The organism is Bacillus sp. AF62, from assembly GCF_050312695.1.
In the GTDB taxonomy this organism is placed as follows: Bacteria; Bacillota; Bacilli; order Bacillales; family Bacillaceae_G; genus Bacillus_A; species Bacillus_A cereus.
The window spans coordinates 60393-73570 of the sequence record NZ_JBNPJZ010000042.1; the positions used below are offsets into that span (position 1 = coordinate 60393).

Consider the following 13178-nt stretch of genomic DNA (forward strand, 5'->3'; position numbering starts at 1 on the left):
ACTATTCATTAAGAGTAATGTTCGTACTGCCAAAGGATTGAGAATCGTATGTGACGATTATTGTTCCTTTACTAATCGGTTCGTAAGGTAATTCTTCTTCATAACTACCATTATTTTCATTATGGATAGACAGCGTGATTTCATCAATTCTTTTATTTGTATACTGATCTTTAATCGTTTCAGCAATTTGAAGTAGAGTTTCGTAATTAGAAGCTTTCGTAATAAGCATTCCTTTTATAACTTTTTTTTCATTATTTGTGGAATTGGAATAAGGGATGTCGTTTTGTTTCGTATACAAAAGTTTGTATGGAACTGTTTTTCTCTCTGCTTTTGAAATAGTGGAGTATTTTAGAGTTAAAAAAAATCCTACACATAAAATAATGCATACCATAAGAGCAATCCAAATGCGTATCAGTGACATAACTCTCATTTTTCATCCCTCTTTCATATCTTTGACTTCATTATTTATCATACAAAATGAGGATTAAGATAGAGTAAATTTGAGGTAAAGAAACGTAAAGAAGGAGCACTTATCCTCCCAAATAAGTGCTCCTTTTTATTAAAAGAGAGATTTAATAGACAATCAAAAGCAAACCTATTACTTATAAATGTGCTTAGTCCTCCCAAAATATTATCGGAAATTGTGGTTAGTAAATTCGGAAGACAGATAGTGTCGCAGTTGTATCGCCCGCAGGTCCTTGAGCGCCTTGAGGCCCTTGAGCGCCTTGAGCACCAGTAGTCCCCGTAGTTCCTCCACCTAGGCAACCAGATCCATATTGAACTAGAATAGCTTGACCAAGAGCTTGAAGAAGTCTAACAAATTCTGTAAGTTTTGACTTAGGGATGTTAATATGGCTACATGCTCTTACTTCGCAACAATCATTACCATAAAATACTTTTCCTTTATTTTTATTGTTCATCTTTTCATTCTTTTCTTTCATAGAATCATTAGTCATTACTATATATTAAAATGAAATTTATACTAAATTCGTGATGGACAAACTACCATTTCTAAAAAAATAAGAAATTGGCCCACCTAGAAAGAAATAAGTAAGATATAGAGAAAGGTTTATATAATGTAAAGAAGAAAAGTGCAACATAAAAAACTACATGCTAATTGTTGGGAGTGTTTAACAATTGGCATGTAGTTCGTGGATTAGTCCTTTATTTACATTGATTTAATTTTTCAAGGGTTGTTTTAGGTAAGATTGGAATTGAAATAGTGAAAGTTGTACCATCTTCATTACTAGTCATTTTTAATGTGCCGTTATGATTTTGGATGATTTTTTTTGTTACTGACAAGCCTAGTCCTGTTCCCGAATCCTTCGTTGAGAAGAATGGATCAAAGATATATTCTTGAATAGCTGGAGGAATACCAATTCCATTATCTGTGAAAGTAATCCGAACGAAGTTATCAAGGCGATAACTAGTAATTTGAATAGAAAGAGGTTTGTCGCCTTGAGCATCGACGGCATTTTGAAATAGATTTAAAAACACTTGAACAAGTTCATGTCGATCAATATTGACTAAAATATCATCTAATTCATTAGAGAAGTTATAATCAATTGAAATGTTATGCAAGGAGACTTCACTAGCTAGTAACTGTTGAATATAGTCACGTAAAAATGTATTGATCGGAAACGGTTCTCTTGTAAATTCCCGTGTTTTTGAAACAGCTAAAAATTTTGTAATAATATTATTTGCACGATCTAATTCAGGGATAAGCAAGTTTTTAAATAACTCTTGATTTGATGTAGAAACGCTTTCTTGTAAAAATTGTAAGTATCCTCGTACTGTTGTAAGAGGATTTCGTACTTCGTGTGCAATTCCAGCTGCGATTCGCCCTGCTAACGAAAACTTCTCTGCATCACGTTCTGTATTTAAATAATGAAAGACACTAATAACTCTAAAAATCTCACCGTTATAATCACGAATAATTCGGTTATTTATAATACCGTAATTTTTGTCTAAAACTTCTTCATTATATATTTCTGTTCCCGTTCTTAATGTTTCAATTGCTTTAATTTTTTCTTCCGGCAAGTTTAGTAATTGTTGAATTGGTTTTCCAATAATATCATTGCGTATTACACCGAAATCATCCGCGGCAACTTGATTACATAAAGTAATATTCCCTTTACTATCGACAAAGGTTACATGATGTGAAAAGGCATCAAAAATATGAACAAAGTGTTTTTCAAGTTGTTCAAATAAAAATAATGAATCACAAGTAAGTTGAAAATTAGCTTCTTTATTTTCTTTTGGTATTTCTTGAATGGAATGAGTTGTTCTGGTTTTCTTTATTCGTAAACCAATATGTGGATTTTTGTATGTGAAATGATGTGGTAATTGATTCACAAGTTCTTCATAAAAACGTACTTTATTTTCTAGTTCTTCAATTCGTTTTTCATGAGATACAGTAACATCGTTTGGAAGCATAAATAAATAACCCCTCATTTTAAAAATTCTTCCATATAGTATATCATATTTTTATAAGGATACTCTTAAAGAAAAGGCTACATGATGCAAAGTGTTTGGAAAGTGAATAGAAGATGAAGTTAAAAAGGGAGGGATATATGTGCTGTTCATTGGAGTGACAGGATGGGGAGATCATAATTCTTTATACATAGATTCCTATGAAAATAGAAATAAATTACGAACATATAGCGAGTATTTTCCTATTGTGGAAGTGGATAGTTCATTTTACGCGATGCAACCTGCACGAAATTATATAAAATGGGCAATGGAAACGCCGAAAGATTTTTCTTTTGTCGTAAAAGCGTATCAAGGAATGACAGGACATATGAAAGGTGAAATTCCTTTTTCTACGTTCGATGAGATGTTTGATGTGTATAAACAGTCTATTCTTCCTTTATTAGAAGCTGATAAATTAAAAACAATTTTATTTCAATATCCACCATGGTTTGATTGCAAAAAGAAAAATGTAGATTTTCTTCGATATACGAAAGAAAAAATGGAAGGTTTACCATGTGCAATAGAATTTCGAAATCAAACATGGTTTTATCCAGAAATGAGAGATAAGACGTTACAGTTTCTAGAACAGGAGAAATGGGTTCATACAATTTGTGATGAACCACAGGCTGGGATAGGTTCTGTGCCACTCGTGTTAGAGGTTACGAATTCAGACATGGCATTAATACGTTTTCACGGTCGAAATGTTCATGGTTGGCTTGATAAAGGGGAGAATTGGAGAGCGGTTCGCTGTTTATATCGCTACAACAATAAAGAACTGGAAGAATGGGTTGAACGACTAGAGCAATTAAAAAAGAAAACAAAGGATATATACGTACTGTTTAACAACAATTCAGGTGGGGATGCAGCAGATAATGCGAAACAGCTTATGAAAATGATGAACATTACATATGGTGAGCCAAAGCCGGAGCAATTAAATTTTTTTGAATGATAATAAACAAGAAAGGCACTGTACAAACAGGGGGAATGTACAGTGCCTTTCTATATGAAAAAGAGGGGTAACAATGTTACTGAGCGTTTGGTTGATTCATCAATTGTTGGCTTCATAATAAATGATAATGGTTATCATTATCATTGTCAATGGTTTTTCTAAAAATATATAAAAAACTTTGTATATTTTAAATAGAGATAAAAAAAGAACAGCATTAATGCTGTTCTTTTCCGTTGACGAATTGTTGTAAATCAAAAGGAGTTATCGCCTGGATAAATTCTTTTGAGATAAGTGTTTGAACGAGAGTGCTCTCAGAGATAGAAGCACCTGTTTTCTTTTCATAAGCTTGTTTTAATAAATCAAGTTTTTCAGCCGTTTCTTTTGGTAATTCAATTGTAAGTGTGTTCATAATTTCTCCCCCTTATTATTAGAGTACCACTACAGTATAGGAGAGACAAGAAAAGAGAATATGAAATATAAAAAAGGTTACCAAATTTTCAAATGGTAACCTTTTTTATGTATAAGAGTTATTAAGCAATACCGATATACTTTAAAGTTTTTGATGGAGTACTGTGATCAAAGAAGTGTTGTAAAAATGCAATATCAACACCTGATTTGTATGCACAATAACCCCAAGTTTTTCGAAGTGTATGTGAGCTAATCCCTTCTAATCCAACTTCTTTTGCAGCTTTGTTTAAAATGTACCATGCATGTTGTCTCGTAATAGATTTTGTTCCTTTTTGAGATTTTAACAATGGTTCATTACGTTTCCAAGTTTTACGTTCTTTCATGTAGTCTTCGATTGCGTGCTGTAAGTCTTCATTTACAGCAAACCATTTATGTTTCTTCACTTTTTCATTGTAAAATAAAATGGAATGGCGAACATTTTCATTTTCATCGATTACATCACTAACTTTTAATTGTAAGATTTCACTTACTTTTAAGCCAGAATTTACAGCTAATACGAATAATAAGCCATCACGTTTCGAAGATTGTAAAAGTATATTTTTGATAGTTTCTAATTGTTTTTCATTTTGAATAGGTTGTCCTGCTTGTTTCATTTCACGCACTCTCCTCTTTTATATGTGTAAAGGAAAGGATTAACTTGTTTCTTACTATAAAGGGAGAGTGTGAATTTCATGTGAACTCCTAGTGAAATTAAGACAAATTATTTGACTTCTTTTACTTTTTGTAAATTGAAATAGAATACAACACTGTTAGTCGTATTATACACACCGTATTCGGCATGATGGAGGTCTAAAATGTTTTTTACAATAGATAATCCAAGACCGGTACCTCCAGTGTGACGGCTACGTGATGCATCTAGACGATAGAAGCGATCCCAAATTTTTTCAAGACTTTCTTCAGGGATAGGGTTTCCTGTATTTTCGATTTCGACTTTTACGGTATCTTCTGCTTCTATAATAGAGACTTGTATTTTTTCTCCATCTGGCGTATAACGGATTGCATTACTTAGTAAGTTCACAACTACTTGCTCAATGCGACTGCGATTTGCTTTAACAAGTATAGAAGGGTCTGCATCGACATTCACTTGTAAATGTTTTTCTTCCATGCTAAATAATAATTTTGTGTAGACTTGTTGCGTTAATTCACCAATTGAGAACGTCGTCATATCTAGTTTGTAAGTACCAGATTCCAGCTTTGCTAATTCTAACATTTCAACAATCAGCCTGTTCATATTTTCTGTTTCTTCTAAAATAACATCAGTATAATACGAAGTATCCTTACTAACACCATCTTTAATTCCTTCTGCAAAACTTCTAATTACACTCAGTGGTGTTTTTAATTCGTGTGACACGCCAGAAATGAATTCTTTTCTTGTTTTTTCTAATTGACGTTCACGTTCAATATCTTGTTGTAACTTTGTATTAGCGACATTTAATCGATCGATTCGATCTTTTAAATTTACAGATAATGTATTGATACTGCCAGAAAGCCCGCCAATTTCATCGTCAGCTGTAACAGGTAATTTCTCGCTGAAATCAAAATTAGCCATTTTTTTTGTAACACGATTTATTTTAATTAATGGCTTAACAATGATTTTTGAGTAGTAGAAGGATAACAAAATAATAACGAGAAACACGATGATTAAGGCATAAACATAATAGTCTTTTAAAACGAGCATCGCTTCATTAACGGGCTGCAAAGATGCTATCGCAAAAGCATATTCTGTAATCTTTCCGTTTTCTATAATCGGTTTTACAAAGATACTATTTTTTATATTTTCGCCACCATCTAATATGAACGTGTTTAATTGGTTCGAGTTAGAAGTGCCATCTCTAATAATATCTGCAAAATATTGAACGGCTTGTAATGTTTCAATATCATTTGCAAGACGAACCTCAGCTTTTGATGGGAGCTGTAACTTAGTTATAACACCTGTAAAGACGATGCGAGTTGTAGATTTGTATCGGCTTGCAAGTCTATTCTTGGAAGGATTACCATTAATCGACTGAAAATCCGAATAGAAATGTTCGTTTTGCCATTGATTATAATTCGTTCCTAATTTTTGTGGTGTGATTATATTATTCTCTTGTACGACTCCATCAACATTAATTATTACATCTTTTTTTAAACCTAAATTTTCGAATTTATTATATTCTTCTGGTGTTAAAAGATTATTGAGTGGAATGGAATACTGTTTATTATTGTTGGGATTAAATACATCGATATAGTAATTGTTATCACTTTTAATAATACCGTTAGAATCCAAAAACTGCATATCGGCATTTGTTTTATCATGAAATTCTTGTTTTAGTTTTCTAATTTTCTCATAACTTTTATCACTTTTGTCATAATTATCTACGAATTTTTCAAAAGCAGTTTGAACTGTTTTTACTTTTTTATTAATATAAAATTTCTCTAAAAATAGAGATTGTCCTAGGAAAAAAAGTAGGAATATGATTGTAAATAAAGTTGATGTTAATAAAAATAGTTTAAAGACGATACTTCTGTTTTTCACTGCGTCACCTCTTATGAGAAATACTGTAAATGATTTCTTTATCCCGCTTTAACGGGTAATAAGACTCCTACTTCAAAATTCGGCAAATACAAGGGAGTTAGGCGGGAGATCAACTGCCCGTAAAATCCTGATTGGTTCAACTAATAATCAGTGGGGAATGGGAAAAATCCCCACTGATTAAAGTTTCACTTTATTATAACAAACGTTACAAGAAAGTAGAGGGGAGAAATCTGTCTCTTTATGAAATAGTTATTTATAAAAAGTCACATAAAAAGAACTCGCCAGACGTATGACAAGTTCTTTAGTGTATTATTGTTGAATTGCTGCATCTAAAGCGATTTCAATCATTTCGTTAAATGTAGTTTGACGCTCTTCAGATGTTGTTTCTTCGCCAGTGAAGATGTGATCGCTAACTGTTAATACAGATAATGCATTTACACCGTATTTCGCTGCTAATGTGTAAAGAGCAGTTGTTTCCATTTCTACTGCTAATACACCGTAATCTCCAAGTTTTTTAACCATGTCCATGCTTTCACGATAAAACACATCTGCTGTTAAAACGTTACCGACACGAACGTGTAATCCTTTTTCAGTTCCAGCATCGTAAGCTTTCTTTAAAAGATCAAAGTTTGCAGCTGGTGCAAAATCAAATCCTGGGAATGTTAAACGGTTCATATTAGAATCAGTACAAGCCGTCATTGCGATAATAACATCACGAACTTTTACATCTTTTTGAATTGCACCGCAAGTTCCAACGCGAATTAAATTTTTAACTCCGTAGCTTTGGATTAATTCGTTTGCATAAATAGAAATAGAAGGAACACCCATACCTGTACCTTGAACAGATACACGTTTTCCTTTATAAGTTCCAGTGAAACCTAACATACCACGTACGTTATTATAGCAAGTAACATCCTCTAGAAATGTTTCAGCGATATATTTTGCACGTAATGGATCACCAGGTAATAGAATAGATTCAGCGATTTCGCCTTGTTTTGCTTCGATATGTACACTCATGAAAAGTCCTCCTTATAATGTATTGATAGAAATCAATATCATTTGCATTATACACTACGAATCCTTTCAATTAAAATCTTTTTATTATTTGTAATATGTGCAAAATAGGAGGATTTCATAAATCATAATCTAGAATATATACCTTAAGAAGTTTTGTATGAACAGAGACAATAAAAATGGTAGGTGATGTTTTGAAAAATCTTGTCATTGGGCTTATTGCGTTAGTACTTATTGTGGCAGGAGGATTTTACATAAAAAAATATCAAGAAAACGAAGAGACTGTAGGAGATGTTCAGGAAGTAAAGTGGGATGTGTCAAATGGAAAGGGAAATGAGAAAGTAGATATTGTATTTCAGTTGTTAAACAAAAAGAATAATGAAATTCGTGGTTTAAATGATCAAATTCGGGCAGTGATTGTAGATGGACAGTTAAAACACATACAACAAATTAAACCTACATTTGCAGGGAACGGGTCATATAAGTTATCTTCCAAAATAGCGAAAGACGAAGAATATACAATATTTTTATACGAAGATAAAAATAAGTCCGTAGAGTCATTCGCTAGGAAAGATTTTGGTAGAACGAAAGAGGAGAACAATAAGAAAAAAGTGAAATTTCCAATCGACAGTGTACTTACAAAAAAAATAGGAGAGTATGAAGTTTCTCTTTTATTTGGCGCATTACATCCGAATGAACCAGTTACGTTAACATTTCAGTTTCAAGCGAAAAAGGGTGAAAAATTGAAATTACATTCAGAGAGAGGAGAAGTAGAGTCACTCTATATCGTGGATGAAACGAAGGAGAACTTTTTATACGCTATGCCTGTAGATACGGATGAGCAATTACAATACCGGATTACATTTCCTGCCGAGGGCACGTATAAAATGTGGGGGAATTTCTATATAAATGGTAAGAAGTATGAAAAAGAATTTATTGTACAAGTTCAAAAAAGAAAAAACAGCTAAGAATTTAGCTGTTTTTTCTTTTTCCTATTAATTTTGTTACAGAGAGCATTGTAATTGGTAAAGAATGATTCTTCCTAAATGCTAAATATTTACCGCTCCATGCTGGTTTATATTTTTCTTTAAAATGTCGTAATCCGCTGAAACTATACGTATAACGAACGTTATTAAAGATTGCAGCAGCCACTCGTTCAGACCAGAAAGACTGTGTGGATAAACCAACATTTGAAAGTGGTGCCATACCAATATTAAAGGAGTGGTATTCATTTTCTTTTGCCCATTGGAATAAGTGGATGAAAATTGCGTCCATAATGCCGCTAGGCGCATCGGGATAATATCGCATTAAATCGACAGATAATGATCCGTTTTGATATACGGGCATGAATGTTGTGAATGCAATAATTTTTCCATCTGCATCAGATAATGTTGCAATAGGAGCACGACTAATATATTCACGATCGAAGTATCCGAGTGAAAAACCTTTCTCTTTTTTTCCACCAAGCCATGCATCTGAAACTTTTCTTAACTCTTCATATAATTCGTCTGAGAAAGGTGGCTCGTGAATAGAGAATGTATAGCCTTCTCTTTCAAAACGGTTGAAAGTAGCTCGCATGCCAGCGCGTTTCTTTCCTGTTATTGTAAATGTATTTAAATCAACAACAGCTTCTTCACCGAGCTTAAAGAAGTTATAACCAAAATCGTGATATAAACTCATCCATTTACTTTCAATTTGGTAGAATACACAAATGTATCCAAATCGATCAGCCTCAGCTAAAAACTCTTGCAGTACAGTACGATAGGAGGAAGGGTCCCCAATTGGATCACCTAGTACAATAAGTCGTTTTCCAGTTATTGAGAAGAGAATGAGTGCTTTTCCATCACTACTGAAAAAGAACTGCTTATCTCCTAAAAAACCTAAATGACTAAGTACGTTTCCACCATGTTCATCTAAGAAGTTTTGTAATCTTTTATCATTAGCTGGTTGCCCGGGAAATTCATTTCGATAACGATTTGCAATGAGTGAACCAATTAGTAAAAAAGTAGGAACAAAAAAGGCAGCTGCTAATGCACTTCGTTTCACTTGTGTAATATTACGAACGACAAAATCAGGTTTGAAAGCTTCCTTTGCACCTGCAAATAAAATACCTAAGTTTTTATATAAATATAACGTTACAAGTAGGAATATAAAAACTTTTACGATATCGGAAAGTGAGACTTCCATTTTCTCACGTACAAACCTTTTACGAAGCATATACAATACAGCGAGTACGATTAATAAAATAAACGTTTCTTCAACATCAATTCCTTTTAGTGTATTAAAAATAGCCGCTCCAATTAAAGAAACAATCGTCATATAATAAGAACGTTTTGTTCCGTAATATATCCCCCGTGAAAGAATGAGTAGGAGAATACCGAATGTTAGCGATAAGCTAAAAGAAAATTGAATAAGGTGTTTTGGAGCTAGAATATGTAAGGCGTGTGCCCGATTTATACTTGTCGGTAGAATGGTTGATAAAATAACCATTAAGCCAGCAAATACTGTTAAAGCAGCAGATGCCCAAGAACCTAACTTTCCTAGAAAGTCACGCTGCAAAGTCCATATAACACCAGTTGTCTCTAATGCAGGCGCAATAAAAGGTTTATCTTCAAACTTTTTAATGGCTACTCCTGTCATTTCAAAAGCTGCAAAAATGAGACCAAGGCAGAATGGTAAGATGTAATAGACGAGACGATATAATAACATAGCAGGGAGTAAAACACCTGTATCGATGCCGTATTGCCCAAGCCCAGTTAAGAAGACAAGATCAAATGATCCAAGGCCACCAGGAACAAGACTAACGACACCAGCTAAAGCAGCAATGACATATACGCCTAAAAACTTTTGGAATTCGATTTCAATGCCAAATAATAATAATATGACGTACATAACAATACCAGCAGATACCCATTCGACTAATGAAACTAATGAGTATAAAACGGTTGGGTTTTTCTCCTCTTCTTCTTGTCCCTCTGTTTGCGTCGCTTTTCTATTTTTTAATTTAGAAAACCCGATATATATAGGAACGAAAAGAGCAAAGAAGATAAGAACAGGCCATAGCCATGGTTTTTCATGCAAAATAAATCTCGTGTCTAATATTCCGATAAGACCAAGAAATGAAAGAATGGCTAATCCATTAATAAAGGCAGTTGTCATCCAAGCGATACTTTTAATAAGTTTTCCATTTTCTTTTATGTATGGACGATAAAGCATTGTGCGTACGCCGGCTCCAACGAGACCACCAAACCCGATAAATCCATTTAAAGTATTAGCAATCCACGAGATACGGAAAATCTTTTGGACAGGAATATCAGCTTTTAAGTAACGAAGCATAACATAGTCATAAAAGAACATTGTTGATACAGCGAATGCACCAAGTGTAATTGCTAAAAAGACTCCTCCAGTTGGAATGTTTTTAATTGTATCAATCGCTTCTAAAAAAGAAATGCCCGCTAATTCTTTTTTTGCTTGAAAGAATACAATTGTTAATACAACAAATGGGAAGATAATTTTCCCGATTTGTAAGAAACGTTTCCATGAAAACGACATAAATACAACTCTCCTTGTGTAAGAAAACTGAGACAATAATATTATTATGACAAACTTCAAGAAAAATAAAAAGGTAAATTCCTGTATAGGGGAGCTATTTTTTATATAGGTATATTTAAAAGAATATTTTGTTTATCAGAAAATTAAGTTAGAATAAGATAAAAGAAGGAGGAGGGGGGAGTATATGATTATAAAAGGTTATGTAGGATATGAGTTAGAAAAAGCGAAACCTAATACATCAGAGGATTTTTTTAACAGATCTGAAGTGACATATATATTAAATGATAAAGAGAAAACTTTTTCGGTTTTATACGTTCGATATTTTGAAGAAGTTTTACAAGAAATTACTCCTTTTGAAGGAAATCCAGTGTATAAAGTAGAAGAACAACACATATATTTGCGCGATATTGTAGCGATATGTTGTTTAGTGAAAGATAGGGAGCTTCGTGCGCAAAAACGTTTGTATTTAAATAATATGGAAGAATTTCAACAATATTTTGATGAGGGAACGGTGTTGAAAGTACAAGAAATATTGGCTGAATTACATAAAAATAAAAGAGTAGAAATAGCGTAAAATGGCAAAGGAGAGAGAAAAATGTCTAATTTGATGGTTGAAAATCAAACAGAGCAAGTTTCTATATTTTTAGAAGATGCTATTCATTTAATAACCAATTATGTAAATTATCATACGTTGCCTTCTTTATTAGAGGAGACACCGGCAGGGAACGAGCAATATTATAAAGGGTTATTAGCATCAATGAGACGACTTCTCGTTTTTTGCGAAGAAGGACATGATGCATGTTTTGTTTTGTTGAATAGTCAGCCATTTCGAAAAACAGCAGCTGAAAAAATTTTATATAAGATTTACCATCAAGTAATTGCAGAGTTTTTTTCACCGAAGAGTGATTATTGGTATGAAAATAGTCGGTCTGCATATACAGGAAAAAATTCTATCGTTTTTCAACAAACACCACCTGCATCTTTGGGGCAAGTGATGAAGAGTTTAGAAGGTAAATTTCAATTGATGCGTGAAGAACTAGAATATTATGAGACGGATTATCAGACAAAGATGTTACACAAATATTGATTGCGGAAAAGAAGCTAAGGTGACTTAGCTTCTTTTCCTTTTGTACAGTTATATAAGGGATTTTCATTGAATATAGTTAAGTGGATAGCATTAGGGAGGTGCAACATGAATCAGCAAGGTGTATTTACAGATTACTTTCATGAAGTAGAAAATTGGTGTGAAAGTGTTCTTCACGTATTAGATAGCCGTGCAATGGAAGTGTATGATGTCCATATGCTTGCTTATAAAATTCAGACGTTGTTAGAGCGTATGAAAGAGCATGAGTATGAAACAGATGCAGAGTTTATGTATGAAATAAGTGATGATGTAGAACATATTCAGCATCACTTGCAGGAAGTATTTATGCAAGAAGAAGAGGAATATGAATTATATGAAAGAGGGGATAGCGAACGAGCTGTTCCAATTGGAGGACATACACTCCCGCCATTACCTTATCCGTATAATGCGTTAGAACCGTATATTTCTAAAGAAATTATGATGTTACACCATGATAAACATCATCGGAGTTACGTGGAAGGGTTAAATAAAGCAGAGAAGATGATGGAAGAAGCGAGAAAAACAAATCAATTTGATTTAATTAAGCATTGGGAAAGAGAAGCGGCTTTTCATGGGTCAGGTCATTACTTACACACGATATTTTGGAATAACATGAAAAAAGACGGTGGTGGAAGTCCAAGAGGTGCTTTTTCACAACAAATCGAACAAGATTTTGGGAGCTTTTTACGTTTCCAAAAACATTTTACAGAAGCGGCCTCTAAAGTAGAAGGTTCAGGCTGGGCAATTCTCGTTTGGGTGCCCCGGTCTGGAAGGTTAGAAATTTTGCAAAGTACACTTCATCAATTATTTACACAATGGGATACGATACCACTCCTTGTACTAGATGTCTGGGAACATGCGTATTATTTACAATACCAAAATCGAAAAGATGAATATATTAAAAACTGGTGGAATGTTGTAAATTGGCCTGATGTAGAAAAAAGGTTTGAAACTGCGAAACAAATTGAATGGACACCATATTAGACGCAAATTCTCTGCGTCTTTTTTAATGGAAGCAGAAGGAAGATTTCGTTCATATTTTAAAAGGCCAAGCATACACTTGTACAAAAAGTGCCAAAAGGACG

Annotated in this window: 13 protein-coding genes; 5 read left to right on the forward strand and 8 right to left on the reverse strand. The window is 33.4% G+C overall.

What is annotated here, in order from left to right; translation table 11 throughout:
- Position 1 precedes the first annotated feature (1 nt).
- The 3 genes from ACQRBL_RS07040 to ACQRBL_RS07050 all read right to left on the reverse strand — a co-directional run bounded on the left by ACQRBL_RS07040 (position 2) and on the right by ACQRBL_RS07050 (position 2436).
- On the reverse strand, positions 2–430 hold the full coding sequence (locus ACQRBL_RS07040) for a hypothetical protein (protein ID WP_065482885.1): 429 nt from the start codon (positions 428–430) through the stop codon (positions 2–4).
- Between the two features lie 217 nt (positions 431–647).
- A complete protein-coding gene (locus ACQRBL_RS07045; RefSeq protein ID WP_411995826.1) occupies positions 648–941 on the reverse strand; it encodes a hypothetical protein in 294 nt (97 codons plus the stop codon).
- Positions 942–1164: 223 nt separating this feature from the next.
- Positions 1165–2436, reverse strand: coding sequence for an ATP-binding protein (locus ACQRBL_RS07050; protein WP_000937268.1), 1272 nt, complete (start codon positions 2434–2436; stop codon positions 1165–1167).
- A gap of 139 nt (positions 2437–2575) precedes the next feature.
- On the opposite strand from ACQRBL_RS07050, the gene ACQRBL_RS07055 reads away from it, so the two are divergent.
- On the forward strand, positions 2576–3421 hold the full coding sequence (locus ACQRBL_RS07055; protein WP_000897364.1) for a DUF72 domain-containing protein: 846 nt from the start codon (positions 2576–2578) through the stop codon (positions 3419–3421).
- A gap of 214 nt (positions 3422–3635) precedes the next feature.
- Here ACQRBL_RS07055 and ACQRBL_RS07060 read toward each other — a convergent pair whose 3' ends face one another.
- The 4 genes from ACQRBL_RS07060 to deoD all read right to left on the reverse strand — a co-directional run bounded on the left by ACQRBL_RS07060 (position 3636) and on the right by deoD (position 7421).
- Positions 3636–3830, reverse strand: a complete 195-nt coding sequence (locus ACQRBL_RS07060) for a DUF3924 domain-containing protein (RefSeq protein ID WP_001094860.1) — start codon at positions 3828–3830, stop codon at positions 3636–3638.
- Between the two features lie 121 nt (positions 3831–3951).
- Positions 3952–4482: a tyrosine-type recombinase/integrase gene (locus tag ACQRBL_RS07065; RefSeq protein ID WP_000806236.1), complete on the reverse strand. Its 531-nt coding sequence runs from the start codon at positions 4480–4482 to the stop codon at positions 3952–3954.
- A 107-nt stretch (positions 4483–4589) separates the two neighbouring features.
- Positions 4590–6404 (reverse strand): sensor histidine kinase, encoded by a 1815-nt coding sequence (locus tag ACQRBL_RS07070; RefSeq protein WP_023521492.1) that lies wholly within the window; start codon positions 6402–6404, stop codon positions 4590–4592.
- A gap of 309 nt (positions 6405–6713) precedes the next feature.
- On the reverse strand, positions 6714–7421 hold the full coding sequence (gene deoD / locus ACQRBL_RS07075; RefSeq protein WP_000110700.1) for a purine-nucleoside phosphorylase: 708 nt from the start codon (positions 7419–7421) through the stop codon (positions 6714–6716).
- 176 nt (positions 7422–7597) lie between these two features.
- On the opposite strand from deoD, the gene ACQRBL_RS07080 reads away from it, so the two are divergent.
- On the forward strand, positions 7598–8386 hold the full coding sequence (locus tag ACQRBL_RS07080) for a hypothetical protein (protein ID WP_000232601.1): 789 nt from the start codon (positions 7598–7600) through the stop codon (positions 8384–8386).
- 4 nt (positions 8387–8390) lie between these two features.
- On the opposite strand, the gene mprF is transcribed toward ACQRBL_RS07080, so the two are convergent.
- Positions 8391–10970 (reverse strand): bifunctional lysylphosphatidylglycerol flippase/synthetase MprF, encoded by a 2580-nt coding sequence (mprF, locus tag ACQRBL_RS07085; protein ID WP_000010853.1) that lies wholly within the window; start codon positions 10968–10970, stop codon positions 8391–8393.
- Between the two features lie 184 nt (positions 10971–11154).
- Between mprF and ACQRBL_RS07090 the strand changes: the two genes are divergently transcribed.
- From ACQRBL_RS07090 to ACQRBL_RS07100, 3 genes are all read left to right on the forward strand, one after another.
- Positions 11155–11544, forward strand: a complete 390-nt coding sequence (locus ACQRBL_RS07090) for a hypothetical protein (protein ID WP_000584358.1) — start codon at positions 11155–11157, stop codon at positions 11542–11544.
- A gap of 21 nt (positions 11545–11565) precedes the next feature.
- Entirely contained in the window at positions 11566–12057 is a 492-nt protein-coding gene (locus ACQRBL_RS07095) for a YpuI family protein (protein ID WP_000067551.1), read from the forward strand.
- Between the two features lie 105 nt (positions 12058–12162).
- On the forward strand, positions 12163–13077 hold the full coding sequence (locus tag ACQRBL_RS07100) for a superoxide dismutase (RefSeq protein WP_001075742.1): 915 nt from the start codon (positions 12163–12165) through the stop codon (positions 13075–13077).
- The last annotated feature ends 101 nt before the right edge of the window (positions 13078–13178 follow it).